The sequence below is a fragment of the Pseudomonas sp. Irchel s3b6 genome (genome assembly GCF_900187415.1).
GTDB lineage: Bacteria > Pseudomonadota > Gammaproteobacteria > Pseudomonadales > Pseudomonadaceae > Aquipseudomonas.
On record NZ_FYDM01000007.1, the window covers coordinates 15390 to 41716 of the forward strand.

The following is a 26327-nucleotide window of genomic DNA, read 5'->3' on the forward strand; positions in this document are numbered from 1 at the left end:
GACTCTATGCGAATGCGCCTTATGTTACTGGGTGGCGGAAATGCCCTTGGGCAGGCGCTGATTCGCCTCGGTGCGGAGGAAGACATCGGTTTCCTCGCGCCCCGTCCACCCCAAGACGGCTGGGACGCCGCGAGCCTGACACAACTGCTCGACGACACGCGCCCTGACGCGCTGATCAACCTCGCCTACTACTTCGACTGGTTCCAGGCCGAAACCGTGGCCGAGGCGCGCCTGGCGGCACAGGAAAGAGCGGTCGAACGGCTGGCCGAACTGTGCCAGCACCACAACATCGTGTTGCTACAGCCCTCCAGCTATCGCGTATTCGATGGCTCGAGGGCAACGGCCTACAGCGAAAAAGACGAGCCCGTCCCTCTGGGGCTGCGTGGCCAGGCCTTGTGGCGTATCGAGCAAAGCGTGCGCGCCACTTGCCCGCAACACGTGATGTTACGCTTTGGCTGGTTGCTCGATGACAGTATCGAGGGCTCCCTTGGGCGTTTCCTGGCGCGTGCCGAACTGACCGAAGAGTTGCTGTTGGCTGATGACCGGCGTGGCAACCCGACACCGGTGGATGACGCCGCGCGGGTGATCATTTCGGTGCTCAAGCAACTCGATTGCGCGGCGCCACTGTGGGGCACTTACCACTACGCCGGGCACGAGGCGACCACGCCGTTGGCGCTGGGCCAGGCGATCCTCGCCGAAGCCCGCAACCTGCACCCGCTGGCCATCGAAGCACCGACCGCCCAGGCTCACGCCGCGCGCCCGGATGCCGCCGAAGAACCGCAGCACGCGGTTCTGGCCTGCAAGAAAATTCTGCACACCTTCGGGATCAAGCCTCGCGCCTGGCGCGCAGCCCTCCCGGCCTTACTGGATAGGTTTTATCGTCATGGTTGATAGTCCTGTTTTGATCACCGGCGGCGCCGGTTTCATTGGTTCGCACCTCACCGATGCCTTGCTCGCCAAGGGCTATTCGGTGCGTATCCTCGATGACCTGTCCACCGGCAAGCGCAGCAACCTGGCGCTGGATAACCCACGGGTCGAGCTCATCGAAGGCGATGTGGCTGACGCCGCGCTGGTGGCCAGGGCGATGGTCGGTTGCCGTGCGGTGGTGCACCTGGCCGCCGTGGCCTCGGTGCAGGCGTCGGTGGACGATCCGGTGCGTACGCACCAGAGCAACTTCATCGGCACCTTGAACGTCTGTGAAGCCATGCGTCAGGCGGGCGTCAAGCGCGTGCTGTTCGCCTCGAGCGCGGCGGTCTATGGCAACAACGGTGAAGGTGAGTCGATCGACGAAGACACTGCCAAGGCACCGCTCACGCCCTACGCTTCGGATAAGCTGGCGAGTGAGTATTACCTCGACTTCTACCGTCGTCAGCACGGGCTGGAACCGGCCATTTTCCGTTTCTTCAACATCTTTGGCCCGCGCCAGGACCCCTCGTCGCCGTACTCCGGGGTCATCAGCATTTTCAGCGAGCGTGCGCAGAAAGGCCTGCCGATCACCGTGTTCGGTGATGGTGAGCAGACGCGCGATTTCGTCTATGTCGAAGACTTGGTGGACGTGCTGGTGCAGGCCATCGAGGCGCCGGCACTGGAAGTGGGTGCGGTCAATGTCGGCTGGAACCAGGCGACGACCCTCAAGCAAATGCTCCAGGCCTTGAAAGAGGTGGTCGGTGAGTTGCCACCGATCACCTATGCACCGGCCCGCGCCGGTGACATCCGTCATTCCCGTGCCAATAACCAGCGGCTGTTGCAGCGTTTCAGCTCCCCCGAGCAGACGCCGATGAGTGTCGGGCTGGCCCGTTTGTTGGGGCGCTGAGTGCGGTTCGACGAACAAAAAAAGGCGCCCCTCGGGGCGCCTTCTTTGTGTGTCGCAGATCGCTTTTTGTGGTGAGGTGTCCGGCTTAGAACTTGTAGCCAAGGCCCACCATGTAGACCCATGGGTCCACATCGATATCCACCTTGGCACGGGTGCCCGCGGCGAGAGCGTCGTTGTTCACGTAGCCGGTGGTATCGATGTCGATGTAGCGCACCTGGCCGTTGATCATGATGTGGTCGGTCAGCATGTAGTCGGCACCGACCTGCCATGCCAGGCCCCAGGAGCTGTCCGCACGGAAGTTGTCGAAACCTTTGGCGCTGGCCTCGCTGCCCACGTGTTCGTCGTAGACCCAGGTGTAGTTGATGCCGGCACCCACATAAGGTTGGAAGTCCGACTTGTGGTCCAGCGGGTAGTACACCAGGCTCAGGGTTGGCGGCAGTTGCTTGATGGTGCCGAGTTTGCCGTTGACCACTCCAAGCGCGGTGTTCTTGAGCTTGACGTCATGCTCGAACGGGGTGGCTGCCAGCAGTTCGATCGCCAGGTTATTGGTGATCATGTACGCGAAGTTCAGACCCAGCTGAGTGTCGCTGCTCAAGGTCGCCTTGCCGCCCAAGTCTGCACCCGCCAGCGGGCCTTGATCGACCTTGACGCTGGAACTGTCAGCGTCTGGGTTCACGGTGATGGCACCGGCGCGCAGGATGATGTCGCCGGCTTCAAAGGCCTGGGCGAACGGGGCTGCAAGCGCGAATGCAAGGAGGGAAGCGCTAAGCAATGACTTGTGCATGGGGGCTCCAAGGGACAATTTAAATTCTATGTCCCATTTTATGGAGCGCTCCGACAGGGACGTTGACACAGCTCAATGAAAACGTGATGGCTCATTAAGATCGTTGCAACAGCACGCGGTCATTGTAGACGCTGGTTTGAGCGAGGGTGTCAGGTCAGGCCATAAGCACCTACCGGACTCACTCCGGCAATTCGTACAGGTAAATCTTGTCCGCTTCCATCTGATACCCGGCATCCGCCAACTCGCTGGTGGATGCCTTGACCTGCATCGCGCCTTCAATCCAGTACGGCTGGTACAACTCATCGAGCTTCACGCCGACTTCGCTTCTGACATGAACGATCTGGTTCGACGGCGGCGGTGGAACATGGATGCAGGCGCCGAAGTAGGGAACCAACAGAAACTCGGTGGTGCGGCCTGCCTCGCTGACCTCCAGAGGCACGATGTACCCCGGCAGCCGGATGTGCTGACCGTCCAGGCTTTGCACCACCGGCGCATTGGGCATGTCCTGCCTGGCGGCTGGCGCGGACTCGGCCGACAGCGCATCGCTGATCTGCGACAGGTCGTGCAGCGGTTTCATGTTCGGCACTTCGACGGGCGCGTCCGGCGGGATCATTTGCGACCAGGTCAGGTCCTTGGGCTCGGCCGCCCACAGCGGCAGCGCGACCAGCATCAACAGCGCAAGCAAGGCGCGGGGCATCTTCAACATCCTCATAAACGGATCGACAGGCCATCGGCCAGGGATTGGCGATAGGCGCGCCAGGCCGGCACGCTGCCCATCAGCAGGGCGGCGAGCAGGATGCCACCGAGCAACGTCCATTCATACTCGCTTGGCCAGGCCAGCGGCAGGTACAAGCCGTAGTTGGACTGGACATACCCCTGGGCCACGGCGATCCCCAGGTACAGCAGGCCCAGCCCCGCGACCACCCCGGACACGGCCAGGGCAAAGGCTTCCAGCACCAGTAATGTCGCGATATGCCAGGGCCGGGCACCGACCGAACGCAGGATCGCCATTTCCCGGCGGCGCTCGTTGAGGCTGGTGAGAATTGCCGTGAGCATGCCGATCAATCCGGTCAGCACCACGAACAGCGATACCACGAACAGGGCTTTCTCGGCGGTGCCCATCAGGCTCCAGAGTTCCTGTAAGGCCACGCCCGGGAGGATCGCCTGCATCGGCTCACCACGGAATTCGTTGATCTCGCGTTGCAGGGCGAACGTCGCGATCTTGTTGTTCAGGCCGAGCATGAACGCGGTGATGGCTTGCGGCGTGAGGTCCATGTTGCGCGCCTGGTCGGCGCTGACACGACCATCGCCCCGGGCCGGTACGCCGTTGTGCCAGTCGACATGGATTGCTTCCATGCCTCCTAGGCTGATGTGCAGGGTGCGATCGACCGGCGTACCGGTGCGTTTCAGGATACCGACCACGGTGAAGGGCTTGTCGTCGTGCTTGACCAGGCTGATCGCCGCCACACCGTGAGCCAGTACCAGTTTTTCACCGAGTGTGTAGTGCAGCGCCTCAGCCACTTCGGCACCCAGCACCACTTCGAACGGGTCCGTGGCAAAGGCCCGGCCGCTGGCCAGTTGCAGGTTTTGCTGGCGCCCGTATTGATAGTGCTGGAAGTAGGCGTCGGTAGTGCCCATCACCCGGTAGCCGCGATGGGAGTCTCCCAGGGACATCGGGATCGCCCATTTCACTTTCGGGTTATTGGCAAAGTGCTCGAAGCTGTCCCAGCGGATGTTGTTGGTGGCGTTGCCGATGCGAAACACCGAGTACAGCAGCAGGTTCACCGAGCCGGAGCGTGCGCCGACAATCAGGTCGGTGCCGCTGATGGTACTGGCAAAACTGGCGCGGGCTTCGGTGCGCACACGCTCCACGGCCAACAGCAGGCACACGGACAGGGCGATGGCGAGTGCCGTGAGGATTGCGGTGAAGCGGCGGTTAGCCAGGCTGGCCATGGCCAGACGAAACAAATACATCTCAGACCTCTGCGGGCGTGGTGGCGCGGTTGAGTTCGGCCAGCGACAGGTGGCGATCGAACAGCGGTGCCAGGCTCTGGTCGTGGCTGACAAACAACAGGCTGGAGCCGGCCTCGCGACACTCGGCAAACAGCAGGCGGATGAAGGCTTCGCGAGCGTCGTAGTCGAGGGCCGAGGTCGGTTCGTCGGCGATCACCAGTTCCGGTTGACCGATCAGCGCGCGGGCCGCGGCGACCCGTTGTTGCTGGCCGATGGACAGTGAGTCGGCGCGACGGCTGAGGATGTTTTCGTCCTTGAGGCCCAGGTGCGCCAGCAAGGTCGCGGCGGCGCTGTCGACACTGCCATGGCGCTGGATCGCGCGGCGGGCGCGCAGTGTGGAAAAGTGGCACGGCAGCTCGACGTTCTCGCGTACCGACAGAAACGGCAGCAGGTTGAACTGCTGGAAGATGTAGCCGGTATGGTCGACCCGAAAGCGATCGCGGGCACCGGCCGAAAGTTCGGTCAGCTCCTGGCCAAGCAGGCGCAGGCTGCCGCGATCGGGTTTCTGCACGCCGCCGAGCAAGCCCAGCAGGGTGGTTTTGCCACTGCCGCTGGGGCCCTTGAGGAACAGCGTTTCGCCGGGTTCCAGGCGAAACGCCGGGATGTCCAGCAAGGGCGGGTGACCGGGCCAACTGAAACCCAGGTCCGACAGTTCGATGAGTGCTTGGGTCATGTGGAGCCGGTCCGGTTGGAGGTGAGCCCTGTGGGAGTGGGCGGCACTCAGAATTTCAGCGCAGCAGCGTTGGCGGTGACTTCAGCCCCTTGCTGGGCGCTCGGGCTGATGAGTTGTACCTGAATTTTCCGGGTGGCGGGGAAGGTCTTGAATACATTCGCCAGATCCAGTGTCTTCAGTGCGCCCGGGGCGGCGCAGGTGAACTGGTAATGCACGTGGATTTCGCTGTGATCAGGGTGATGTTCTTTAGACGCAGCCCCTTTGCCATCGGTGGCGTGGTCATCGTCGTCGTGCTCATCGGCGTGGGGCGTGTCACCGAACAGCGGGCTTTCCAGTGCCTGCTGGCTGACCACGCAACGGGCGGCCTCGGGCAGGCTGAACAGGGCCAGCGGTTGCTCAAGCCGGGCGCGGACCGCCGCGACCTTGGCCTTGTCTTCTGCGCTGCTGGCCGCATGCTCGAAGCCCACCAGGTTCATCGCCGGGCTTTCCAGTTCCAGCTCCAGGGTCTGGCCATCGAGGACCGCGTTCAAGCGCCCGACGCCATGTTCGTGAGCGCCGAGGCTGGCATGTTCATGGTCGTGATCGTGAACCTCGGCCGCCTGAGCGACAGCCAGCGGCAGCAGAGCAAACGGCAAAGCGAGGAGCAGGCGGCGCATGGGGAGTCTCCGGAAGATGAATATTTTGTTATGTGATCTTATAACAATATTGGCGAGAGTTTGACGGCATGCTTGGCGTTGCGCAAGACGCGTGGGAGCATGTTTCTCATAAACAGGAGGAAAGCCCAATGTTGCGCATACGGGGAAGCATCGGCGACTGGCCGGTGGATTTGACGCTGGAACTCGATGACAGCGATTGGGCGAAACTGGGCGCACAGCTGCAGGTCAGCCGAACCGATGGCGTCGGGCCGGTGGCCGGTACGCCGGTCAAGCCGGTGAATCAGGACGATTCGTTGTGGCAGCTTGCCAGGGAGTTGCTGCGCACGTCAGGGCAACTGACGGGGCCGGATCTGCTTGAGCAACTGGAGGGTTTGACCGGCAGCGCGGTGGCCGGCAAACGCTTGCTGGTGCGTTTGCGCCACAGTGCCGAGGTCAAGGTGCTGAGCGGCGGGGATACGCCGCTCTATCGTTGGATCGGTCAGGCTTAATACAGTGCGGCGAACAACTTGCGGCGGTAGGTGGTCACCAGCGGGTGATCGTTGCCCAGCAGTTCGAACACTTGCAACAAGGTCTTGTGCGGCAAACCTTCGCTGTAGCTGCGATTGCGGATAAACAGCTTGAGCAGGGAGTCCAGTGCCGGGTCGTATTGCTGGCGGGCCAGTTGCTGGATCGCCAGTTGGTAGATCGCCTCATCGTCCTGCGGATTTTGCGCCAGGCGCGATTTCAGGTCGGCGACATCCGGCAGGTCCGCGGTCTGGCCGAGGAACTGGATTTGCGCCTTGGCGCCTGCCAGCGCGGCTTTATGCTCATCGGTCTTGACGGCATCCAGCACGATCCGGGCTTCGCCAAGCTCACCGCGCTCTGTCAGGCAGCGGGCATAGAGAATCAGGGCGAGAGCGTTACTGTTGTCTTCCGTCAGCAGCCCTTTGAGCGTGGCTTCAGCCTCGGCGAAACGACCTTCATCGAACAGCGCCTGAGCCTGTTCGAGCGGGGCGGCGGCGGGCGGTGGTGGCATCTGCACATGGGGCTCGAGCAGGGCGCGCACCGCGGATTCAGGTTGCGCACCGGCAAAACCATCCACCGGCTGACCATCCTTGAACAACACCACGGTCGGCAGGCTGCGAATGCCGAAGCGGGCAACGATATCTTGCTCGACGTCGCAATTGACCTTGGCCAGCAGCAACTCGCCCTGATAGCTCTCGGCGATGGTTTGCAGCATCGGCATCAGCGCTTTGCAGGGCGCACACCATTCGGCCCAGAAATCCACCAGCACCGGCTTGTGGAACGAGTTCTCGATCACCGACTGGTCGAAATCGGCGGTAGTGGCGTCGAAGATGTACGGCGTTTCCTGACTCATGGGGTCTCTCGAAAAACGTGGATGAGACAACTATACGGCTTGGCGGGGGCTGGCTGATAGCGGGAGCGCTGATCATTCCCACGTCCCCGCGTGGGAACACCGCGCGGAGCGGTCCGCGTCCCTTTCAACGGCGAGTGGCGTGGTACAGGCTCACATGCCGAAACTCTTCGGGCTCGGCCAGATCCGGCAAGGTCATGGCTTCAAGCATCTCAAGCCGTTGATACAGGGGATGACGAAAGTCCCGAACCCGCGAATCCGCCACCAGGGCTTCACGGCCACGGCTGAGAAACTCATCGAGCAGCGGCAGGTTGGCGCGGTCATACAAGACGTCGGCCACCAGGATCAGATCAAAGCGATCAGCCTCGGCGAAGAAGTCCGTCGAGTAGCCGAGTTCGACCTCATTGAGTTCGGCATTCGCCCGGCAAGCGGCAATCGCCAGCGGATCCAGGTCGCAGGCCACCACTTCCAGGGCTCCGGCCTTGACGGCAGCAATCCCGGCAATCCCGGAGCCGGCTCCAAAATCCAGTACGCGCTTGCCGGCGACCCACTGCGGACGCTCGGCCAGGTAACGGGCCATCGCCAGGCCGCTGGCCCAGCAGAAGCTCCAGTACGGCGGCTCATGCAGGATGCGCCGGGTTTCTTCCGGGCTGAAGGCGCGATCCATGTTGTCGCCATCGATCAGCCAGAGCTTCAGTTCGGTGGCGGGCAGCGGGCAGGGCACCAGCCGCGCGTCGCCGAGCAGTTCACTTAATGCCCGTTGCAGGTCGAGCGGTGCATTCATGGCGCTTTGACGAGCTGCAACTGGCCCAGTGCCTGGGTGGTCGGTTGAAAGATGCGTTGCGCTGGCAGATGCAGGATCAACTGCCCGGACTGGCTGGCGCGACCACGCAATTCGACACGCGCACCGGCGGGAAAGACGTCCGGGTTGAAGCGCAGATGAAACGGCAGCGCCTGGCTGGTACCGATCAGGTTGGCACTGGCGAGCAATTGCTGGGGGCGTGAGCGCTCGTCGATCACCAACAGCGCCAGTTCAACCTCGGCACCGGCCGGAACGCCCAGCAAGGCGCCGCTCAGTTCGCGTTGATACGCGGGCAGGGGACCCTGGTCGGCCGAAGCCCTGGCCTTCTTCTCGGCCATCTGTGGCGCGGGGCCGGGAGCAGGCTCGGAAGGTTTTGGCGCATCACTGCTACAGGCCGCCAGCAGGCTGACGAAACTGAGTAAAACAAGCGGACGTAGCGGCATTTGCGGCTCCAGCAAGGTCAAATCCGTGGTTCAGGTAATATAGTCCGTCTGTATACCGTAAACCCTATGGCTTGTCTTGCCACCGGGATGCGCTACCATGGCCCTCCCTTTTTTTGTTGCCTGCCACCATGCACTGTCCCTTCTGCGGTGCCAACGACACCAAGGTCATCGACTCGCGACTAGTCGCCGAGGGCGAACAGGTGCGCCGCCGGCGTGAATGCCTGGCCTGCGGCGAGCGTTTCACCACGTTCGAGACGGCTGAACTGGTGTTGCCGCGCCTGATTAAAACCGACGGCAGCCGTCAGCCGTTCGACGAAGAAAAACTGCGCGCCGGCATGCAGCGCGCCCTGGAAAAACGTCCGGTGAGCGTCGAACGCCTGGAGTCCTCGCTGGCGCACATCAAGCACAAGCTGCGGGCAACCGGTGAGCGTGAGGTCAAGTCGCTGGTAGTCGGTGAGCTGGTGATGGCCGAGCTGCAAAAGCTCGACGAAGTCGCCTACATTCGTTTCGCCTCGGTGTATCGCCGCTTCCAGGACCTCAACGAGTTCCGCGAAGAGATCGATCGCCTGGCCCGTGAGCCGGTCAAGCCATGATGATTTCTACCGAACAGGCGGTCCTTGACGCCCATTACATGGCGCGTGCCCTGGAACTGGCGCGCAACGGCCACTACACCACCCATCCCAACCCGCGGGTGGGCTGTGTGATCGTGCGTGACGGGCAGATTGTCGGCGAAGGCTGGCACGTGCGCACCGGCGAACCCCACGCCGAAGTTCATGCCTTGCGCGCTGCCGGCGAGAATGCCCGTGGTGCCACCGCCTACGTGACGTTGGAGCCCTGCAGCCATCACGGCCGCACCCCGCCGTGTGCCGATGCATTGGTCAATGCCGGGCTGGCACGGGTAGTGGCGGCCATGCAGGACCCGAACCCGGCAGTCGCCGGTCGCGGCCTGCAGCGCCTGGAACAGGCCGGTATCACCACACAAAGCGGTGTGCTTGAAGGCGAGGCGCGCAAACTCAATGAAGGTTTCCTCAAGCGCATGGAGCATGGCTTGCCCTTCGTGCGGGTCAAGCTGGCCATGAGCCTGGATGGTCGAACCGCCATGGCCAGTGGCGAAAGCCAATGGATCACCGGTCCCGCTGCCCGTTCCGCGGTGCAGCGCCTGCGAGCGCAGGCCAGTGTGGTGCTGACCGGCGCCGATACGGTGCTGGCCGATGATGCGCGGTTGACCGTGCGTGCCGATGAGCTGGGCCTGGATGCCGAGCACACCGCCCTGGCCATGAGCCGTCCACCGTTGCGTGTGCTGATCGATGGCCGCCTGCGGGTGCCGCTTGACGCACCGTTCTTCAAGGCCGGTCCGGCACTGGTCGCCACCTGTGTCGCGGTGGAAGAACAGTACGCCAATGGCCCGGAGTGCCTGATCGTGCCGGGCGACGATGGTCAGGTCGACCTGCGCAAGCTGCTGGTCGAGCTGGCGGTCCGAGGTGTCAACGAGGTGCTGGTTGAAGCCGGCCCGCGCCTGGCCGGGGCGTTTGCCCAGCAAGGTCTGGTGGACGAGTACCAGATTTTCATCGCCGGAAAGTTCCTGGGCTCTTCGGCGCGGCCTCTGCTTGACTGGCCGCTCGCGCAAATGAAGGATGCGCCGGAGCTCAAAATCACCGAAATTCGCGCGGTTGGCGATGACTGGCGGGTCACTGCCATTCCTGTGCCAGCAGCGAGCGTATAATTCCCGGCTGCGGCCAAGAAGGTTTTGTTCTCGAGGAGGGCTTCATGTTTACCGGCATCATCGAATCCATCGGCAGCATCCGTGCAATGACCCCCAAAGGCGGGGATGTGCGGGTACATGTAGAAACCGGCAAGCTCGACCTGAGCGACGTCAAACTGGGCGACAGCATCGCGGTCAACGGCGTGTGCCTGACGGCGGTTGAACTGCCTGGTAACGGCTTTGCGGCGGACGTCAGTCGCGAAACCCTCGACTGCACCGCCATGAACGACCTCAAGAGCGGCAGCCCGGTCAACCTGGAAAAAGCCCTGACCCCGACCACCCGCCTCGGTGGACACCTGGTCAGCGGTCACGTCGACGGTGTCGGCGAAGTGGTGACCCGTACCGATAACGCCCGCGCTGTGGAATTTCGCATCCGCGCGCCGAAAGAACTGGCCAAGTACATCGCCCATAAAGGCTCGATCACCGTCGACGGCACCAGCCTGACGGTGAACGCGGTCGATGGCGCCGAGTTCCTGCTGACGATCATTCCGCACACCCTGAGCGAAACCATCATGGCGTCTTACCAGCCAGGCCGCCGGGTGAATCTGGAAGTGGACTTGCTGGCCCGTTACCTGGAGCGCCTGCTGTTGGGCGACAAGGCTGCAGAGCCAACGGCTGGCAGCACCATTACCGAAAGCTTTCTGGCCCAAAACGGCTACCTCAAATCCTGAAGCTCAAATTTCGAAAGAAGGGGGGTGCCTTGTGGCGCTCAATAGCATCGAAGAACTGGTTGAAGACATCCGCCAAGGCAAGATGGTCATCCTCATGGATGACGAAGACCGCGAGAACGAAGGCGACCTGATCATGGCCGCCGAGTGCTGCCAGCCAGAACACATCAACTTCATGGCCAAGCACGCCCGTGGCCTGATCTGCATGCCGATGAGCCGCGAGCGCTGCGAGCTGCTCAAGCTGCCATTGATGGCACCGCGTAATGGTTCCGGCTTTGGCACCAAGTTCACCGTGTCCATCGAAGCGGCCACCGGCGTCACCACCGGGATCTCCGCGGCCGACCGTGCGCGTACCGTGCAAGCTGCTGCTGCCCGTGATGCCAAGGCCGAAGACATTGTCAGCCCTGGCCACATCTTCCCGCTGATGGCCCAGGCCGGCGGTACCCTGGCCCGCGCCGGCCACACCGAAGCCGCGTGCGATCTGGCGCGCATGGCCGGTTTCGAGCCGAGCGGGGTGATCTGCGAGGTGATGAACGACGACGGCACCATGTCCCGCCGCGCCGAACTGGAAGCCTTTGCGGCGGAACACAACATCAAGATCGGCACCATTGCCGACCTGATTCACTACCGGATGATCCACGAACGTACCGTTCAGCGGATTGCCGAGCAGCCACTGGACAGCGAACTGGGCCAATTCAACCTGGTGACCTATCGTGATTCGGTGGAAGGCGACGTGCACATGGCACTGACCCTGGGCACCGTTTGCGCCGAGGAACCGACCCTGGTCCGGGTGCATAACATGGACCCGCTGCGCGACTTGCTGATGGTCAAGCAACCGGGGCGCTGGAGCCTGCGCGCCGCCATGGCCGCGGTGGCCGAGGCTGGCAGCGGCGTGGTGCTGTTGCTGGGGCACCCGCTCGATGGCGATGTATTGCTGGCGCATATTCGCGAAACGGCCGACCACGCCGCCGTGAAAAAACCGACCACCTACAGCATCGTCGGGGCCGGTTCGCAGATCCTGCGTGACCTGGGCGTGCGCAAAATGCGCCTGATGAGTGCGCCAATGAAATTTAATGCGATATCCGGTTTCGACCTGGAAGTTGTAGAATACGTGCCCTCCGAATAAAGGCCGGTGTTTTTTCACCCCTTGTTCGCGGTTCAAATATCACTGAGGGGCGCGTACTGAACGCGTCCCGGCTCTTTAAGAGATTTGTCGAATGACCCTGAAGACCATCGAAGGTACCTTCATCGCCCCCAAAGGCCGCTACGCTTTGGTTGTTGGCCGCTTCAACAGCTTTGTGGTTGAAAGCCTGGTAAGCGGTGCTGTTGATGCCCTGGTTCGCCATGGCGTGAGCGAAAGCGACATCACCATCATCCGTGCCCCTGGCGCCTTCGAAATCCCGCTGGTTGCGCAGAAAGTCGCTCAGAAGGGCGAGTTCGCGGCAATCATCGCCCTGGGCGCGGTCATTCGTGGCGGTACTCCGCACTTCGAATACGTGGCGGGCGAGTGCACCAAGGGCCTGGCCCAGGTGTCCATGGAGTTCGGCGTACCGGTTGCCTTTGGCGTCCTGACCGTTGATTCCATCGAGCAAGCCATCGAACGTTCCGGCACCAAGGCGGGCAACAAAGGCGCTGAAGCTGCCTTGTCCGCCCTGGAAATGGTCAGCCTGCTGGCGCAGTTGGAGGCCAAGTGATTAGCGACGAAAGCGATCGTTTCAACCCGCGCGATCCAAAGCCTGCGGATGCTGGTAAACCATCGAAAAGCGCCAAGCGCCGCGAAGCCCGTCAGCTCGCGACTCAGGCGCTGTATCAGTGGCACATGGCCAAGCAGTCGCTGAACGAGATCGAAGCGCAGTTCCGGGTCGATAACGATTTCAGCGATGTCGATGGCGCGTACTTCCGCGAAATCCTGCACGGGGTTCCGCAGTTCAAGACCGAAATCGACACCGCGCTCAAACCTTGCCTGGACTTGACCATCGAAGAGCTGGACCCGGTCGAGCTGGCGGTTCTGCGCCTGTCCACCTGGGAGCTGCTCAAGCGCGTCGACGTGCCTTACCGCGTAGTGATCAACGAAGGCATCGAGCTGGCTAAAGTCTTTGGTTCCACCGACGGCCACAAGTTCGTCAACGGTGTCCTCGACAAACTGGCCCCGCGCCTGCGTGAAGCTGAAGTGAAGGCGTTCAAGCGCTGATTCGCGCTGCAGCTGCCATGGGCGAGTTTGAGTTGATCCGCAACTACTTCGCCGCCGCGCCTTGTGCGCAGGGCGGCGAGGGCGTTGCACTGGGGATTGGCGACGACTGCGCCTTGCTCGCTGTTCCCGCAGGGGAGCAGCTGGCCATTTCCACCGACACCCTCGTGGCCGGTGTGCATTTCGCAGATCCCTGCGACCCGTTTCTGCTCGGCCAGCGTTCGCTGGCTGTGGCGGTCAGCGACCTGGCTGCCATGGGCGCCACGCCCATTGCCTTTACCCTTGCCCTGACCTTGCCGACGGTGACCGCCGACTGGCTGGACGCCTATGCCCGTGGCTTGAACGCCATGGCGCAGAACTGCGGTGTGCGGCTGGTAGGCGGTGATACCACGCGTGGCCCGCTGAGTTTGACCATGACCGTATTCGGTCGTGTACCGGCGGGCCAGGCCCTGACCCGCAGCGGTGCCCGGGTGGGTGACTTGCTGTGCGTGGGCGGGGCGCTGGGTAATGCGGCCGGTGCTCTGCCGCTGGTGCTGGGGGAGCGCGTCGCGCCCGCCGAAGTGGCCGAGCCGTTGTTGGCGCATTATTGGTCGCCCCAGCCGCAGCTGGCGTTGGGGCAGGCGTTGCGTGGCAAGGCCACCTCGGCGCTGGATATCTCCGACGGTCTGCTCGCCGATTGCGGGCATATCGCCAAGGCGTCCGCTGTCAGTTTGCTGATCGAAAATGAAAAGCTGCCGGTGTCCGGCGCATTGCTGAGCTTTCTCGGGGAGAATGCGGCCCGCGTGGCGGCCGTCAGTGGCGGCGACGACTACGTGTTGGCGTTCACAATGCCCGCCGTCCATCTGCCGGGGCTGCTGGCCGCTGGCTGGCCCATTTATGTGGTTGGCCAGGTGGTGGCCGGGCAGGGCGTGACGCTGCTGGATGCCAATGGACAGGACATCACTCCGCAAACCCGGGGTTATCAACATTTTCAGGAGACACCGTGACAGATCATCCCAAACAGGTCCCGGCAGAGTTCGTGCCGCCTTCGGTCTGGCGTAATCCTTGGCATTTCCTGGCGTTCGGTTTCGGCTCGGGCACGTTGCCCAAAGCGCCAGGCACCTGGGGCTCGTTGGTTGCGCTGCCTTTTATCCCGCTCTGGCAGATGTTGCCCGACTGGGGCTATTGGCTGATGCTGGGCATCACCATGCTGTTCGGTTTCTGGCTGTGCGGCAAAGTCGCTGACGATTTGCGGGTACACGACCACGAAGGCATCGTCTGGGATGAGATGGTCGGGATGTGGATTACCCTGTGGCTGGTGCCGGAAGGCTGGTACTGGTTGTTGGCGGGGTTTCTGATGTTCCGCTTTTTCGACATTCTCAAGCCGTGGCCGATTCGCTGGATCGACCGCCATGTACACGGCGGTGTCGGGATCATGCTTGACGACGTGTTGGCGGGGGTGTTTGCCTGGTTGGGCATGCAGGGCCTGGTCTGGTATTTCGCCTAGCAGGTTGAGGAGCTCAGGATGGTCGTTCGTTGGCTGTGGGGTGGGGTGCTTGCACTGTTCTGTGCGCTTGCCGGTGCGGTAGACGCGCCGGCGGTGATTCATCTGGCCAGTGAAGACTGGGAAGACTATTCCGCGGCCGATGGCCGTGGCCTGGCCTGGGACGTGCTGCGCCAGGTCTTCGAACCGGCTGGCGTGAAGCTGGACATTCGCACCGAACCCTACACCCGCTCCGTGGGCCTGGCCCGACGGGGCGAGGTGGATGCTTGTGTCGGTTCCTATCGTGATGAGGCCCGGGACCTGCATTATCCCCGCTGGAACTTCGATAACGATCACATCTACGCCCTGGGCCTGGCCAGCAGCCCGGTACCGACCCCGCAAACGCTGGGTAACTATCGGCTGGCATGGGTTCGCGGCTATGGCTATGAGTCCTACCTGCCCAATGTACACAGCTATAACGAAGTCATTCGTCGTACCGGGATTTTGTCGATGCTGATCCAGCACCGTGCCGACTATTACATCGACGGGCTGACCGAAATCGATTACGTCGTCAGCCAGGCCGAGGATCCCTCGCAGTTTCGTCGCACGCACATCGCGGAACTACCGCTGTACCTGTGCTTTGCCAGGACGCCCAGGGCTGAACAGTTGATGGCGCTGTTCGACCAGCGCATGGAGCTGCTGGTGAAGAATGGCGAGTTGAAACCGATTTTCGAGCGCTGGAAACAGCCTTATCCATTTGAGTTGGACTGACCACGGTTTTTTAGTGGGCGATAAGCCCATTGTGGGAGGTAATGATCAAACTATTTGATCCTTATAGACAATAATTCAGCATAAGCGTGGTATGGAGCCTTACTGTTACAATGCCGCCTCTGCGAATCTCCAGTACACAGATCAGGAGCACACCGGTGCCTGTCGTTTTTGTCGCCGCTTCCAAGCTGCCCACACCTTTTGCGCAATTCACCATGCATGGCTTTCTCGATGAGGCCACTGGCCGCGAGCACGTTGTGCTGAGCCTGGGTGAGGTTGCCGACGGTGCTCCGGTGCTCGGCCGGTTGCACTCCGAATGCCTGACGGGCGATGCCCTGTTCAGCCAGCGTTGCGACTGCGGCTCGCAACTTGAAGCTGCGTTGCGGGCCATCGCTCACGAAGGCCGTGGCGTGCTGCTCTACCTGCGTCAGGAAGGGCGGGGCATTGGCCTGCTGAACAAGATACGTGCCTATGAGCTGCAGGACGGTGGCGCCGATACGGTTGAAGCCAACGAGCGCCTGGGCTTTGCCGCGGATCAGCGCGATTACGCCATATGCCTGCCGATGCTGGAGCACCTGGGGGTGAAGTCCCTGCGCCTGATGACCAACAACCCACGCAAGGTCAAGGCATTGACCGACATGGGCATCGTGGTTGCCGAGCGCGTACCGCTGCACACCGGGCACAACCCGCACAACAAACTCTACCTGGCGACCAAGGCCAGCAAGCTCGACCACATGATGGGCAACGAGCATCAGGGCGAGGTAGACCGGGCGTGACGCGTGGCCAGGTTCGTCGACGTCTGTCCGTCAATTGGTGGCAATACCTGGCGCTCGCCCTGTTGCCGTTATTGGTGATCAACGCGGTGTTCGGTGACGGCGAGGCGATTGCGCCGGTACTGGCCATGCCGTTCTTCATCGCAGGCATGGCCTCGATGTTTGTCAGCCTGAAATTTTTTGGCGGCTACAAACACGGCTTGATCACGACCCAGAAAGCCCTCGATACCCCGCAGGAACCGGCTGCCTGGACGGGCCTGGCGGCTGAGCGTCGCAAAGCCTTCCTTGCCGCCTCCTTGCCGGCCTGGATCGGTGCCCTGGCGGTCTTTGTCGGTCTTGAGGCGGTGCCGCTGGTGCTGCTGGCGCTGTCGACCGCCGTGCTGTTCTACCTCTACCGTATTCCGCGTCAACTCGCCTGATGCGCCACTGGCTGGCGGTTGTGCTGCTGGCCATCAGCGGCTCGGCGGCCGCAGTGGAGCGGGTGGTCAGCCTGGCGCCGTCCCTCTCGGAAATCGTCGTTGAGCTGGGCTCGGCCGACCTGCTGGTGGGCGTGCTCGATGCCGGTGAGCGTCCCCCTGAGTTGAACGACCTGCCTTCGGTGGGCCGTTATGGCCAACTGGACATGGAGCGCCTGCTCAGCCTCAAGCCGGATCTGTTGCTGCTCTGGCCCGGCAGCGTCGGCCCGGCACAGCGCGAGCAACTGAGCCGCCTGGGCATTCCCACCTACGTCGCCGAACCCCACAGCCTCGAACAACTCGCCTCGCAGATCGAAGCTATCGCCGGGCAACTGGGCCGGCCTGAGCGCGGGCGCACCTTGGCGGCGGACGTGCGCCAGCGGCTCGAGGCATTACGCCAACGCTATCAACGCGCCGAACCGCTGCGGGTGTTTTATCAGGTCTGGGACCAGCCCCTCTACACCGTGGGTGGAGGGCAGATCATCAGCGATGCGCTTGCGGTCTGCGGCGCGCGGAATGTCTTTGCCGACATGAGCTTGCCGGCGCCACAGGTCAGCATCGAAGCGGTGCTTGCGCGTAATCCCGAGGCGATTCTTGCCGGTAGTCAGGATCAACTGGAGGCCTGGAGCGCTTGGCCACAGGTGGCCGCGGTGACCCAAGGGCGTTTGTTGCTGGTGACGGACAAGGGCCTGGAGCGACCGAGCGGGCAGATGATTGAGGCGACGGCCAAGCTGTGCCGGTTGATCGCGCCGAACCAGTGATCAGGAGCCCGGGAGCAAGCTCCCTCGCCACACAGGTTAGAGCTGCGGCATCCACGTCACCCCGAACATCAGCGCTCGACCTTCTTCGCGATACCCATACGGGTTGCCGTCATGCTCGTAGAGCGCACGGGTGTAGGCCTTGTCCAGCAGGTTGTCGACCTTCATCTGCAGCGTGACTTCATGGTTGACCGCCCAACTGCTGCGCAGGCCGAGCAGGCCATAACCGCCCAGCGGCTGACGGTTTTCATTGTCGTCATAGCTGCTGCTGACAGCTTGCCAGGTGGCGCCCAGGCCGAGCTGGTCGAATTGCCGGTCCAGGTCCAGGTTCAACGTCCGTCGGGCGCGGCGGGCCAGGGTGTGGCCGGTGTCACGGTCTCGCGGATCAATGAGCGAAATCCCGAGGTTGCTCTGCCAACCGAACAGTTCCTGCTTGAGGGCGGCTTCGAAACCGTTGATCCGTGCTGAGGCGACGTTTTCCGGGCGTGAGTGGCTGCCGAAGATGATCGCGTCTTCAAGGTCGGTTCGGTACAGCGAGGCTTCCAGGCGGCTGTAGTCACTCAGTTGGCTGCGCCACTGCAGCTCGTAGCTTTTCGAGGTTTCGGGTTTCAGGTCCGGGTTGCTGAAGTCCGGGTAGTACAGGTCGTTGAAGGTGGGGGCACGAAAGCCTTCGCTGTAGGTCAGCAATACATCGTTGTCCGGATTGAGCGGCAGGGTGAAGGTGCCGCTCCAGCTGTTCTGGTTGCCGAACTGCTGGTTCTGATCGCGGCGCAGGCCCAGTTCGGTGGAAAACTGCTCGGCCTGGAAGTGATGTTGAATGAAGCCCGCGCGGTTCCAGCGGCTGTCTTCTTCGAACGGGGTGCTGCTGTTGACCCGGTCTTCGTACCAGTCGCCGCCGAGAATCAGGCTGTTCTGGTCGTCGAGGGTTACATCGTTCTGCCAGTTCAGCGAGTCGCGGTAGGTGTTGAACACGCTGTGCTCGTCGCTGAGCTTGTCGAAGGTTTCTTCGCGGTTTTCGCTGTGGCCCAGTTCCACCCGGGATTTCCACCCGTCGTTGAGGCGAGTGTCGAGGTAGCTGCTGACGCTGCTCACGGTGAAGTCGTTGTAGGGCTTTTGTTCGACACTTTCAAAGGTGTTCATGTCGAAGCGGCCGAACGGGTTGTCGAACTCGCTTTTGCCACGGTTATCGAGAATGTTCATCCCGGTTTCAAGGTCGTCGTTGAAGGCGTGGCTCAGGCTCAGGCTCAAGGACTGGTTGCGATAGGCATCGTGATCGCCGTCGCTGGGGTACGACTCATGGGTGCGGTTGATGCCGGCGGTGTCGTCGAGGCTGGCACCGAGGTTGAAGCGGGTTTGCGCATCGCCACCGGACAGGCCGAGGCTGCGCTCCCACGTCTGGTTGCTGCCAAAGCCCATGTGCAGGCGCGGTTGCAGGCCCGGTTCGGCGCTGCGCCGGGTAAAGATCTGGATCACCCCGCCAATGGCGTCGCTGCCATAGATCACCGAGCGCGAGCCGCGCAGCACTTCCACACGCTCGATCTGCTCAATGTTCAGGTGTTGCAGGTTGCTGTCGCCCGATGTCGAGTTGCCGATGCGCTGACCGTCCACCAGCACCAGGCTTTGCGCCGATTTGGTGCCGCGAATGTAAACCCCGGTCGAGCTGCCGCGACCACCGGCCTGGGTGATTTGCACCCCGGGCACTCGGCTCAGCAGGTCGGTCACGCTACCCGGTTGCAGGCGGTCGATGTCGTCGCGGGTGAACACGGTGTTGGCGGCGCTGCTGTCGTTGCGGGCCTCGACCTGGCGAGTGGCGCTGATCAGCACGTCGGGCAGTTTCAAGGCCTGTTCGCGCTCGAAAGTGTCGGCCAGCAGCTGGCCGGCCGGCAGCAAGGTCAGTGTCAGGGCTAGGCGGGAGAGGTTCATTGGCAATCCGGTGGCACAGTGCTGTGGTTTTGCAGAGGTTTTTGTGACGAGGGGGCTTGTCGGAACGCCGCACCGCCCCGTTCGGCTGCGCAGCGGTCGTAAAAAGGCCGGCGCGCTCTTGCTGGAGAGCCGCGTCGGCTGGTTTTTGGGCTACTTCGTAGCTCCGCGGGGGCAAGCCCCCTCGCCACAGGGGGGTGTACAACCTGGAAGATTAGAGATTCAGCAGCTGCAGGCGCTCACGCACGGCGGCTTCGATACCGGCTTCATCCAAGCCACACTCGGCCAGCATTTGCGCGGGCTTGGCATGCTCGACGTAAACGTCCGGCAAGCCCAGGTGCAGCACCGATTTGAGGATGTTTTCGCGGGCCAGGAACTCGCTGACCGCGCCACCTGCGCCACCCATGATGGCGTTCTCTTCGATGGTCACCAGCAACTCATGAGAGCCGGCAACTTCGCGAACCAACGCTTCGTCCAACGGTTTGACGAAGCGCATGTCGACCACGGTCGCATCCAGCTTCTCGGCCACTTTCAAGGCCTCGGCCATTTGCACGCCGAATACCAGCAGGGCGACAGTGTTGCCCTGGCGACGCATCACACCCTTGCCGATTTCAATCGGTTCCAGGTCTTTGTCGATGGTGGCATTCGGGCCGGTGCCGCGTGGATAACGCACTGCCGCCGGGCCGTTGTACAGGTGGCCGGTGGTGAGCATCTTGCGCAGTTCGTTCTCGTCGCTCGGGGTCATCACCAACATGCCAGGGATGCAACGCAGGAACGACAGGTCGAAGCTGCCGGCGTGGGTCGGGCCGTCTTCGCCCACCAGGCCTGCGCGGTCGATGGCAAACAGCACGTCGAGGTTCTGCACCGCAACGTCATGCACCAACTGGTCGTAGCCGCGCTGCAGAAAGGTCGAATAGATCGCTACCACCGGTTTCGCGCCTTCGCAGGCCATGCCGGCAGCGAGGGTCACCGCGTGCTGTTCGGCAATCGCCACGTCGAAATAACGCAGCGGGAAGCGCTCACTGAAGGCCACCAGGTCGGAGCCTTCCTTCATCGCCGGGGTGATGCCCACCAGGCGCGAGTCGGCAGCGGCCATGTCGCACAACCACTCGCCGAACACACCGGAGTACTTCGGCCCGCCGGCTTTTTTCGGCGCGGCGGCCGGAGCGTCCAGCGGTTCGAGTTTGGTGATGGCGTGATAGCCGATCGGATCGACTTCCGCCGGTGCGAAACCTTTGCCTTTCTTGGTGACCACGTGCAGGAACTGCGGCCCCTTGAGGTCACGCATGTTGCGCAGGGTGGCGATCAGGGTCGGCAGGTCGTGACCGTCGATCGGGCCGATGTAGTTCCAGCCCAGCTCTTCGAACAGGGTGCCGGGGACCAGCATGCCCTTGGCATACTCTTCGGTGCGTCGGGCGATCTCCCAGGCACCGGGCAGGCGCGACAGGACCTTCTTGCTGCCTTCTCGCATGCTCGCGTAGGTGCGGCTGGAAAGGATCTTCGCCAGGTAGTTCGACAGGCCACCGACATTGCGCGAGATCGACATGTCGTTGTCGTTGAGGATTACCAGCATGTTGGCGTCCACTTCGGGCGCGTGGTTCAGCGCTTCGAACGCCATGCCGGCGGTCAGTGCACCGTCGCCGATCACGGCGATGGCCTTGCGATCACTGTTTTGCAGGCGGGCGGCGATGGCCATGCCCAGCGCGGCGCTGATAGAGGTGCTGGAGTGGCCGACGCCAAAGGTGTCGTACTCGCTCTCGGAGCGGCGCGGGAAAGCGGCGATGCCGTCCTTCTGGCGCAGGGTGCTCATGCGCTCGCGACGCCCGGTGAGGATCTTGTGCGGATAAGCCTGATGACCCACGTCCCACACCAGCCGGTCGTCCGGGGTGTCGAACACGTAATGCAGCGCGATGGTCAGCTCGATGACGCCCAGGCCGGCACCGAAATGCCCGCCGGTCTGACCGACCGTGTAGAGCAATTCCAGGCGCAACTCATCAGCCAGGGTTTCCAGCTCGGCTTCGCCTAACCGGCGCAGGCCGTCCGGCGTGTTGGCACGGTCGAGCAGGGGCGTGGTCGGGCGCTTGCGGGGAATCTCATGAAACGTCGTGGGCATCAGGCGAATCGTTATAGGTATAAAAGAGGCGGCAGTTTACCTGATGCATCGCACGCTGCCCACGCAGAGCTCGGAACTTGGCCGATATGCGATGGGTAGCGTGCGATGCATTAGCTGCGGCGTTCGACGATATAGCGCGCCAGCTCACGCAGCGGCTCGGCCGACGCGTCAAACGGTCGCAGGGCGTGCAGGGCCTGATCGCGCAGCTCCAGGGCATAGGCCTTGGCCGCTTCCAGGCCGAGCAGGGCCGGGTAGGTCGGCTTGTCCCGGGCGATATCGGCGCCCTGGCGCTTGCCCAGGGTCTGGGTATCGCTCTCGACGTCGAGAATGTCGTCTTGCACCTGAAACGCCAGGCCGATGGCCTGCGCATAGGTCTGCAACGCTTTGAGTTCGGGTTTTTCGGCACGACCGCTGGCCAGGGCGCCCAGCTTGACGCTGGCTTCGATCAGCGCGCCCGTCTTGTGCCGATGCATGAACTCAAGGGCTTTTTGATCGAGCTTCAAACCGACCGAACCGAGGTCGATGGCCTGGCCACCGACCATCCCGGCCGGGCCCGCCGCCAACGCCAGGGTACTGACCATCTGCAGGCGAATCTCGGCATCGGCGTTGTTCAGGCGTGGGTCAAGCAGGGCGCTGAAGGCCAGGCTTTGCAGGCCGTCACCGGCGAGAATCGCGCAGGCTTCGTCGAACTTCTTGTGGGTGGTCGGCTGGCCGCGACGCAGGTCGTCATCGTCCATCGCCGGCAAATCGTCATGCACCAGCGAGTACGCGTGGATCAACTCCACCGCACAGGCCGCGCCATTGGCGTGTTCGGCCTCACCGCCCAGCGCTTCGCAGGCCGCGTAGGCCAGCAACGGACGCACGCGCTTGCCGCCGTTCATCACGCTGTAGCGCATGGCTTCATACAGGCGTGCGAGCTCAGGGCTCGGCGCACTGAACAAGGTTTCCAGCGCCGCATTGACCCGGGCCTGGCTGTTGGCCGAATACACCGCGATCATTCTGGCTGTTCCGCGTCAAAGGGGGCCTCGGCCAGCTCGCCATCGCGCTCAAGCAACACCTGAACCTTCTGCTCGGCCTGCGCCAGCGCGGCCTGGCAGTCGCGGGTCAGGCCGATGCCTTGCTCGAAGGCAGCCAACGAGTCTTCCAGCGACAGCTCGCCGTTCTCCAGACGCTCAACCAGCGTTTGCAGGTCGGCGAGGGATTGTTCGAAATCCAGTGCAGCTTTTTTGCGGGCCATGGCGGCTATCCAGGTGACGTTTAAACCGGCGCGACACTAGCAGATAGGGGGGGGTGGGGCAAATGAGCAGAGCCTGCAGCTCTTGGTAGCGAGCCGAATACGGGGGCTATTCGGCTCATGATATGAGCCGATTGTGTGAGTTATTCGGCTCATCGTCCTGCTCTACAGAGGCGTCGCCACCCCCCGTCTCCCTCAACGTTACCGCTTGCACCCGATTACGCCCCATTCCCTTGGCCACATACAGCACTTCATCCGCCTGGGACAGCAACCGCACCAGGTCGTACCCCGACTCGCGGGTAGTCACCACGCCAATACTGACGCTGAGCAACCCCGGCTCCAGTAACGTCAGCTGCGAAAACGTCTGGCGAATCCGTTCGGCGACCAACACCGCCTGCTGCATGTCGGAGTCCATCAGCAGGCAGGCGAATTCCTCGCCGCCGATACGGGCGAACAGGTCCTGATGACGCAGGCTGTCTGCCGTGACCCGGCCGAACGCAATCAGGGCTTGATCGCCAAGATGATGGCCAAAGGTGTCGTTCAGGCGCTTGAAATGATCCAGGTCGCAGAGCAGCAGGGCGGCAGGCTGACTGCGGCGCTGGCAGTCCTTGAGGCGTTGTTTGCCATGCAACATGAAGGCTCGGCGGTTGCCGACACCGGTTAGCGAGTCGCAGAAGGCGGCGGCCTTGAATCGGAGCTCGGCACGTTCCTTGACCATGGCCAGTGTCACGTAGGCGATGCCGATGACGTACAGCATCGACTCGAACAGCATGAAGGAAAAAAACGGCACTCCCGTGCCCGCGCCGGTCAGCGCTTGATCCAGAGACAGGCCCAGATCGGTAACGCTGCGTACGCAGTAAAAGAGCGTGTGCAGCACTGTCAGGATCAGCGCCGGCAGATAGGCGACCTCGAGGCTCTTGCGGCTGCGCAGAAACTCCAGAATCGTCAGCAGTCCATAGCCGGCGGCCAGCATCGAATAGGTGGACACGCGAGCCGGCATCGCCTCATAGAAGGCTGGTACCAGGCACAACCCCAGCCAGATACCGGCTCCAGCGAGTATTCCCGGTACGTTCGGCGAACGCCCGGCGAACACGCGCATGGCCGTCCAGTTCATGGCCGCGCTCAACAACAGGACCACGTTGCCCAGCATGATCGGCACGACGTCGAAGCCTTTGCCCCGCAGGCTGATCAGCACCACGCCCAGCGCTGCCAGCAGCATCGTGCAACCCAGGTATGCCAGCGGCCGTTCGCGGGTTTCTCGAAACCAGGCGTGCACCGTCAACAGCCCCATCAGGGCAAAGACGAAGACCGAGACCACCAGCAGGGTCGGGATGTGCAGCACCATGTCCTTGGTTCCCATTGAACGTCGTTCCGAGGCCTCCCCCTATGGAAAGCAACTCGAGCACAAGAGGCTGTGTTGTAAGTGGGGGTTAAGCGATTGGGCGAGAGTTTAGCGGCAACCTTTGCTCGATGCGTGGGTTGTTTACTGAGATGGATCGATGGCTTGACGCTGAAATGCGGGGTGGATCCGGCCGCTCAGGGTGTTCTTAGGGGCACGGAAACCATCAAAAAGTTCGTCCGGTCTCAGGTCGGGTGACCCATTGATCCTGGCGGATTTAGCCGATTCGGCCCGATTTTGTGGGCTTAGTATCAGCAGGCGGTTCGAGCGTCGATGGAAGAGTCGGAAAGCTTGTAGGTGGTTGAACCCATATCAAATCACGGGCATTAAAAAGCCGGCTTGTGGCCGGCTTCTCGGGGACTGGCTTGGTCTATTTTTGGTAAACCGTACCAGCCTTCAAAACGTACATCCGGATCTTGCGTCCGGCTGTGGGACTTGGCGAGAAAGTCATCTGCCTTGTCGGGGCGATCGGACCGGCGCTGGGTGGGTCGATGCCAATGTGGGGCGCAGCATACTGATTTTTGTGGGGAATTCCCAGTGGGATCTGCGGTGTAGAGCCATCAAACGGGTTCGACCGTAAATCTTCTACGACGGGGCTGGCGTTTTAGCGGGCAGCCCGTTCCGGCAAGAAATGCGCGAAACCGTTGGCCGGGCTGCTTCAGCCGAACGGCACGGGCGGTCGTTGTTTGTTGAGGGTGGACCACCAGAACACCCAGCCGAGGATCTCGATGTTTTGTATTTCAATTTGTTCTGCGCTGAAGATTTCGTCGGGATAGCCACTGCTGTTGTGGCTGCGCAGACGCAGGGCGCCGCCTGGGAGGCGGTGCAGGTATTTGATGCGCAACATGCCGTCATGTTTCAGGGCGTAGATCTGGCCGTCGACGATTTGGGTCAGGCTGCGGTCGATGGCCAGGGTTGAGCCGTCTTCGATTTTCTCCGACATGCTGTCGCCGATCATGGGTACGCAAATGGCCTGGTGCGGTTCGACTTCGAGGCTTTCCAGGTAGTGGCGTGGCAGACGGACAAACGTGCCGGGTATTTCGGCCACTTCGGTGTCCCTGGCGCCGGGCGTCTTGGGAACCTCCTTGTACAGCGGGAGTTCGATGTCGAGGGGTGCAACATGTACCTGATAGACCTCGCGAGTGTCCTGGGCGTCGCAAGCTGCACCGGTTTGGATGGCAGGTTCACAGGTGGGGTGTTTTGGGCCTTCGCCGTTCAGCAGCCACTGACTGTTCACGCTCAACAGGCGGGCGATTTCTTCCAGGCGCGGGTAGGGCACGCCGCGCAAGTACCAGTTGTTTACGTGCTGGGGCTCGACCTTGCAGAAGATCGCAAACTGGGAAGGGGTAATGCCCACTTCTTTCAGCAATGCCTTGAAGCGCGGGCCGCAATGATGTTTTTTCATAAACACGGAGTTTACCGACCGATGTGGCGCGGTTGAATAAACATGGCGTTCAAATTGCGCGGGAATATTCTGTTGTTTTGAACGATAGAGTTAACTTTAACTAAACGGCACTAAACTTTATTCCAAACTGTATTATTTTTAGTGTGAGTTGATGTTTTAAGGCGCATAAAAAAACCCCGGCTAGCCGGGGTTTTCGAGTGTTTGAAGCTTGCGGATGACCGCTGTTGCTTAGCCTTTGTAGGCGGCAACCGACTTCATGATTTCGGCGCGAGCGGCTTCAGCGTCGCCCCAGCCTTCGATCTTCACCCATTTGCCTTTTTCGAGGTCTTTGTAGTTCTCGAAGAAGTGCTTGATCTGTTCCAGCAGCAGGCCTGGCAGGTCGGTGTATTCCTTCACGTCAACGTACAGCTGGGACAGCTTGTCGTGTGGGACTGCGATGACTTTGGCATCGCCGCCGCCGTCGTCGGTCATGTTCAGGATGCCGACTGGACGCGCGCGGATCACCGAGCCTGGAGCAACCGGGTAAGGGGTGACAACCAGTACGTCGAGGGGATCGCCGTCGTCCGCCAGGGTGTTCGGGATGAAACCGTAGTTGGCCGGGTAGAACATTGGGGTGGCCATGAAACGGTCAACGAACAGGCAATCGCTGTCTTTGTCGATTTCGTATTTGATCGGCGCGTGGTTGGCCGGAATCTCGATCGCGACGTAGATGTCGTTCGGCAGGTCTTTGCCAGCCGGAATCTTGCTGTAGCTCATTGGGCGGTGCCCCCGTAAGTGGCCAGATGACTGGCCGGATTGACCAAAAAGTGGCGGCGATTATAGGCATATTCCGCCGCCAGTGCCACGTACCGGAGGTCGTATGGCCCTAGGTCGTAGACCAAGGT

At 62.1% G+C, this 26327-nt stretch carries 30 protein-coding genes; 15 read left to right on the forward strand and 15 right to left on the reverse strand.

Features of this window, described 5'->3' with window-relative positions:
• Window positions 1–6 precede the first annotated feature (6 nt).
• Window positions 7–891, forward strand: a complete 885-nt coding sequence (locus CKW07_RS13515; protein WP_095145353.1) for a sugar nucleotide-binding protein — start codon at window positions 7–9, stop codon at window positions 889–891.
• Window positions 884–1813, forward strand: coding sequence for an NAD-dependent epimerase/dehydratase family protein (locus CKW07_RS13520; protein ID WP_095145354.1), 930 nt, complete (start codon window positions 884–886; stop codon window positions 1811–1813). Before CKW07_RS13515 ends, CKW07_RS13520 begins: the two co-directional genes overlap by 8 nt.
• A gap of 85 nt (window positions 1814–1898) precedes the next feature.
• On the opposite strand, the gene CKW07_RS13525 is transcribed toward CKW07_RS13520, so the two are convergent.
• The 5 genes from CKW07_RS13525 to CKW07_RS13545 form a co-directional block, all read right to left on the reverse strand.
• Complete coding sequence (locus tag CKW07_RS13525) at window positions 1899–2597, reverse strand: OmpW family protein (RefSeq protein WP_095145355.1); 699 nt, start codon at window positions 2595–2597, stop codon at window positions 1899–1901.
• A 178-nt stretch (window positions 2598–2775) separates the two neighbouring features.
• A complete protein-coding gene (locus CKW07_RS13530) occupies window positions 2776–3294 on the reverse strand; it encodes a DUF3299 domain-containing protein (RefSeq protein WP_095145530.1) in 519 nt (172 codons plus the stop codon).
• Between the two features lie 11 nt (window positions 3295–3305).
• On the reverse strand, window positions 3306–4571 hold the full coding sequence (locus CKW07_RS13535) for an ABC transporter permease (RefSeq protein ID WP_095145356.1): 1266 nt from the start codon (window positions 4569–4571) through the stop codon (window positions 3306–3308).
• A gap of 1 nt (window position 4572) precedes the next feature.
• Window positions 4573–5283: an ABC transporter ATP-binding protein gene (locus CKW07_RS13540; protein WP_095145357.1), complete on the reverse strand. Its 711-nt coding sequence runs from the start codon at window positions 5281–5283 to the stop codon at window positions 4573–4575.
• Window positions 5284–5330: 47 nt separating this feature from the next.
• Complete coding sequence (locus CKW07_RS13545) at window positions 5331–5939, reverse strand: DUF2796 domain-containing protein (protein WP_095145358.1); 609 nt, start codon at window positions 5937–5939, stop codon at window positions 5331–5333.
• Between the two features lie 128 nt (window positions 5940–6067).
• On the opposite strand from CKW07_RS13545, the gene CKW07_RS13550 reads away from it, so the two are divergent.
• The gene (locus tag CKW07_RS13550) at window positions 6068–6427 is read left to right on the forward strand and encodes a hypothetical protein (RefSeq protein ID WP_095145359.1); all 360 of its coding nucleotides are present in this window, start codon (window positions 6068–6070) and stop codon (window positions 6425–6427) included.
• On the opposite strand, the gene trxA is transcribed toward CKW07_RS13550, so the two are convergent.
• The 3 genes from trxA to CKW07_RS13565 all read right to left on the reverse strand — a co-directional run bounded on the left by trxA (window position 6424) and on the right by CKW07_RS13565 (window position 8538).
• Window positions 6424–7296, reverse strand: coding sequence for a thioredoxin (trxA, locus tag CKW07_RS13555; RefSeq protein ID WP_095145360.1), 873 nt, complete (start codon window positions 7294–7296; stop codon window positions 6424–6426). The two genes, CKW07_RS13550 and trxA, sit on opposite strands and share 4 nt — an antisense overlap.
• A gap of 124 nt (window positions 7297–7420) precedes the next feature.
• Window positions 7421–8077: a methyltransferase gene (locus tag CKW07_RS13560; RefSeq protein ID WP_095145361.1), complete on the reverse strand. Its 657-nt coding sequence runs from the start codon at window positions 8075–8077 to the stop codon at window positions 7421–7423.
• Complete coding sequence (locus CKW07_RS13565; protein WP_095145362.1) at window positions 8074–8538, reverse strand: YbaY family lipoprotein; 465 nt, start codon at window positions 8536–8538, stop codon at window positions 8074–8076. The genes CKW07_RS13560 and CKW07_RS13565 overlap by 4 nt, the downstream gene beginning before the upstream one ends.
• 128 nt (window positions 8539–8666) lie before the next feature.
• Here CKW07_RS13565 and nrdR point away from each other — a divergent pair, with 128 nt between their 5' ends.
• The 12 genes from nrdR (at window position 8667) to CKW07_RS13625 (ending at window position 17375) form a co-directional block, all read left to right on the forward strand.
• The gene (nrdR, locus tag CKW07_RS13570; RefSeq protein ID WP_166590477.1) at window positions 8667–9131 is read left to right on the forward strand and encodes a transcriptional regulator NrdR; all 465 of its coding nucleotides are present in this window, start codon (window positions 8667–8669) and stop codon (window positions 9129–9131) included.
• The gene (gene ribD / locus CKW07_RS13575; protein WP_095145363.1) at window positions 9128–10261 is read left to right on the forward strand and encodes a bifunctional diaminohydroxyphosphoribosylaminopyrimidine deaminase/5-amino-6-(5-phosphoribosylamino)uracil reductase RibD; all 1134 of its coding nucleotides are present in this window, start codon (window positions 9128–9130) and stop codon (window positions 10259–10261) included. Before nrdR ends, ribD begins: the two co-directional genes overlap by 4 nt.
• 44 nt (window positions 10262–10305) lie before the next feature.
• Window positions 10306–10971, forward strand: a complete 666-nt coding sequence (locus tag CKW07_RS13580) for a riboflavin synthase (protein ID WP_095145364.1) — start codon at window positions 10306–10308, stop codon at window positions 10969–10971.
• Window positions 10972–11002: 31 nt separating this feature from the next.
• Window positions 11003–12094 (forward strand): bifunctional 3,4-dihydroxy-2-butanone-4-phosphate synthase/GTP cyclohydrolase II, encoded by a 1092-nt coding sequence (gene ribBA, locus CKW07_RS13585; protein ID WP_095080500.1) that lies wholly within the window; start codon window positions 11003–11005, stop codon window positions 12092–12094.
• Between the two features lie 91 nt (window positions 12095–12185).
• Complete coding sequence (gene ribE, locus CKW07_RS13590) at window positions 12186–12662, forward strand: 6,7-dimethyl-8-ribityllumazine synthase (protein WP_003228649.1); 477 nt, start codon at window positions 12186–12188, stop codon at window positions 12660–12662.
• Window positions 12659–13159, forward strand: a complete 501-nt coding sequence (gene nusB, locus CKW07_RS13595) for a transcription antitermination factor NusB (protein ID WP_095145365.1) — start codon at window positions 12659–12661, stop codon at window positions 13157–13159. The genes ribE and nusB overlap by 4 nt, the downstream gene beginning before the upstream one ends.
• A gap of 17 nt (window positions 13160–13176) precedes the next feature.
• A complete protein-coding gene (gene thiL / locus CKW07_RS13600; protein WP_095145366.1) occupies window positions 13177–14142 on the forward strand; it encodes a thiamine-phosphate kinase in 966 nt (321 codons plus the stop codon).
• The gene (locus CKW07_RS13605; protein WP_095145367.1) at window positions 14139–14642 is read left to right on the forward strand and encodes a phosphatidylglycerophosphatase A; all 504 of its coding nucleotides are present in this window, start codon (window positions 14139–14141) and stop codon (window positions 14640–14642) included. The genes thiL and CKW07_RS13605 overlap by 4 nt, the downstream gene beginning before the upstream one ends.
• A gap of 18 nt (window positions 14643–14660) precedes the next feature.
• Window positions 14661–15389 carry an ABC transporter substrate-binding protein gene (locus CKW07_RS13610; RefSeq protein WP_095145368.1) on the forward strand — a complete coding sequence of 243 codons (729 nt, stop codon included), beginning with the start codon at window positions 14661–14663 and terminating at the stop codon, window positions 15387–15389.
• A gap of 155 nt (window positions 15390–15544) precedes the next feature.
• Window positions 15545–16162: a GTP cyclohydrolase II gene (gene ribA / locus CKW07_RS13615; protein WP_095145369.1), complete on the forward strand. Its 618-nt coding sequence runs from the start codon at window positions 15545–15547 to the stop codon at window positions 16160–16162.
• Complete coding sequence (locus tag CKW07_RS13620; RefSeq protein WP_095145370.1) at window positions 16159–16578, forward strand: MFS transporter; 420 nt, start codon at window positions 16159–16161, stop codon at window positions 16576–16578. The genes ribA and CKW07_RS13620 overlap by 4 nt, the downstream gene beginning before the upstream one ends.
• Complete coding sequence (locus CKW07_RS13625) at window positions 16578–17375, forward strand: cobalamin-binding protein (RefSeq protein ID WP_095145371.1); 798 nt, start codon at window positions 16578–16580, stop codon at window positions 17373–17375. Before CKW07_RS13620 ends, CKW07_RS13625 begins: the two co-directional genes overlap by 1 nt.
• Window positions 17376–17411: 36 nt before the next feature.
• Here the strand turns inward: CKW07_RS13625 and CKW07_RS13630 are convergent, their stop codons facing one another.
• The 7 genes from CKW07_RS13630 to ppa form a co-directional block, all read right to left on the reverse strand.
• The gene (locus CKW07_RS13630) at window positions 17412–19295 is read right to left on the reverse strand and encodes a TonB-dependent receptor domain-containing protein (protein ID WP_095145372.1); all 1884 of its coding nucleotides are present in this window, start codon (window positions 19293–19295) and stop codon (window positions 17412–17414) included.
• A 211-nt stretch (window positions 19296–19506) separates the two neighbouring features.
• Window positions 19507–21405, reverse strand: a complete 1899-nt coding sequence (gene dxs, locus CKW07_RS13635; protein WP_095145373.1) for a 1-deoxy-D-xylulose-5-phosphate synthase — start codon at window positions 21403–21405, stop codon at window positions 19507–19509.
• Window positions 21406–21515: 110 nt separating this feature from the next.
• A complete protein-coding gene (gene ispA, locus CKW07_RS13640; protein WP_095145374.1) occupies window positions 21516–22403 on the reverse strand; it encodes a (2E,6E)-farnesyl diphosphate synthase in 888 nt (295 codons plus the stop codon).
• A complete protein-coding gene (locus CKW07_RS13645; protein WP_095145375.1) occupies window positions 22400–22642 on the reverse strand; it encodes an exodeoxyribonuclease VII small subunit in 243 nt (80 codons plus the stop codon). Before CKW07_RS13645 ends, ispA begins: the two co-directional genes overlap by 4 nt.
• Before the next feature lie 115 nt (window positions 22643–22757).
• Complete coding sequence (locus tag CKW07_RS13650; protein WP_095145531.1) at window positions 22758–23984, reverse strand: diguanylate cyclase; 1227 nt, start codon at window positions 23982–23984, stop codon at window positions 22758–22760.
• A gap of 712 nt (window positions 23985–24696) precedes the next feature.
• Entirely contained in the window at window positions 24697–25443 is a 747-nt protein-coding gene (locus CKW07_RS13655; RefSeq protein ID WP_095145376.1) for a helix-turn-helix transcriptional regulator, read from the reverse strand.
• Between the two features lie 228 nt (window positions 25444–25671).
• Window positions 25672–26199 (reverse strand): inorganic diphosphatase, encoded by a 528-nt coding sequence (ppa, locus tag CKW07_RS13660; RefSeq protein WP_095145377.1) that lies wholly within the window; start codon window positions 26197–26199, stop codon window positions 25672–25674.
• Between the last annotated feature and the right edge of the window lie 128 nt (window positions 26200–26327).

Bases quoted from the DNA above. Each gene is read 5' to 3' on its own strand.
- dxs (WP_095145373.1), bottom strand. From the start codon at position 21,405: ATGCCCACGACGTTTCATGAGATTCCCCGCAAGCGCCCGACCACGCCC.
- CKW07_RS13525 (WP_095145355.1), bottom strand. From the start codon at position 2,597: ATGCACAAGTCATTGCTTAGCGCTTCCCTCCTTGCATTCGCGCTTGCA.
- CKW07_RS13530 (WP_095145530.1), bottom strand. From the start codon at position 3,294: ATGCCCCGCGCCTTGCTTGCGCTGTTGATGCTGGTCGCGCTGCCGCTG.
- ispA (WP_095145374.1), bottom strand. From the start codon at position 22,403: ATGATCGCGGTGTATTCGGCCAACAGCCAGGCCCGGGTCAATGCGGCG.
- CKW07_RS13535 (WP_095145356.1), bottom strand. From the start codon at position 4,571: ATGTATTTGTTTCGTCTGGCCATGGCCAGCCTGGCTAACCGCCGCTTC.
- CKW07_RS13645 (WP_095145375.1), bottom strand. From the start codon at position 22,642: ATGGCCCGCAAAAAAGCTGCACTGGATTTCGAACAATCCCTCGCCGAC.
- CKW07_RS13560 (WP_095145361.1), bottom strand. From the start codon at position 8,077: ATGAATGCACCGCTCGACCTGCAACGGGCATTAAGTGAACTGCTCGGC.
- CKW07_RS13520 (WP_095145354.1), top strand. From the start codon at position 884: ATGGTTGATAGTCCTGTTTTGATCACCGGCGGCGCCGGTTTCATTGGT.
- CKW07_RS13630 (WP_095145372.1), bottom strand. From the start codon at position 19,295: ATGAACCTCTCCCGCCTAGCCCTGACACTGACCTTGCTGCCGGCCGGC.
- CKW07_RS13515 (WP_095145353.1), top strand. From the start codon at position 7: ATGCGAATGCGCCTTATGTTACTGGGTGGCGGAAATGCCCTTGGGCAG.
- CKW07_RS13540 (WP_095145357.1), bottom strand. From the start codon at position 5,283: ATGACCCAAGCACTCATCGAACTGTCGGACCTGGGTTTCAGTTGGCCC.
- CKW07_RS13565 (WP_095145362.1), bottom strand. From the start codon at position 8,538: ATGCCGCTACGTCCGCTTGTTTTACTCAGTTTCGTCAGCCTGCTGGCG.
- CKW07_RS13550 (WP_095145359.1), top strand. From the start codon at position 6,068: ATGTTGCGCATACGGGGAAGCATCGGCGACTGGCCGGTGGATTTGACG.
- CKW07_RS13610 (WP_095145368.1), top strand. From the start codon at position 14,661: ATGGTCGTTCGTTGGCTGTGGGGTGGGGTGCTTGCACTGTTCTGTGCG.
- CKW07_RS13650 (WP_095145531.1), bottom strand. From the start codon at position 23,984: ATGGTGCTGCACATCCCGACCCTGCTGGTGGTCTCGGTCTTCGTCTTT.
- ribE (WP_003228649.1), top strand. From the start codon at position 12,186: ATGACCCTGAAGACCATCGAAGGTACCTTCATCGCCCCCAAAGGCCGC.
- CKW07_RS13580 (WP_095145364.1), top strand. From the start codon at position 10,306: ATGTTTACCGGCATCATCGAATCCATCGGCAGCATCCGTGCAATGACC.
- ribD (WP_095145363.1), top strand. From the start codon at position 9,128: ATGATGATTTCTACCGAACAGGCGGTCCTTGACGCCCATTACATGGCG.
- thiL (WP_095145366.1), top strand. From the start codon at position 13,177: ATGGGCGAGTTTGAGTTGATCCGCAACTACTTCGCCGCCGCGCCTTGT.
- CKW07_RS13625 (WP_095145371.1), top strand. From the start codon at position 16,578: ATGCGCCACTGGCTGGCGGTTGTGCTGCTGGCCATCAGCGGCTCGGCG.
- nrdR (WP_166590477.1), top strand. From the start codon at position 8,667: ATGCACTGTCCCTTCTGCGGTGCCAACGACACCAAGGTCATCGACTCG.
- trxA (WP_095145360.1), bottom strand. From the start codon at position 7,296: ATGAGTCAGGAAACGCCGTACATCTTCGACGCCACTACCGCCGATTTC.
- ppa (WP_095145377.1), bottom strand. From the start codon at position 26,199: ATGAGCTACAGCAAGATTCCGGCTGGCAAAGACCTGCCGAACGACATC.
- CKW07_RS13655 (WP_095145376.1), bottom strand. From the start codon at position 25,443: ATGAAAAAACATCATTGCGGCCCGCGCTTCAAGGCATTGCTGAAAGAA.
- CKW07_RS13545 (WP_095145358.1), bottom strand. From the start codon at position 5,939: ATGCGCCGCCTGCTCCTCGCTTTGCCGTTTGCTCTGCTGCCGCTGGCT.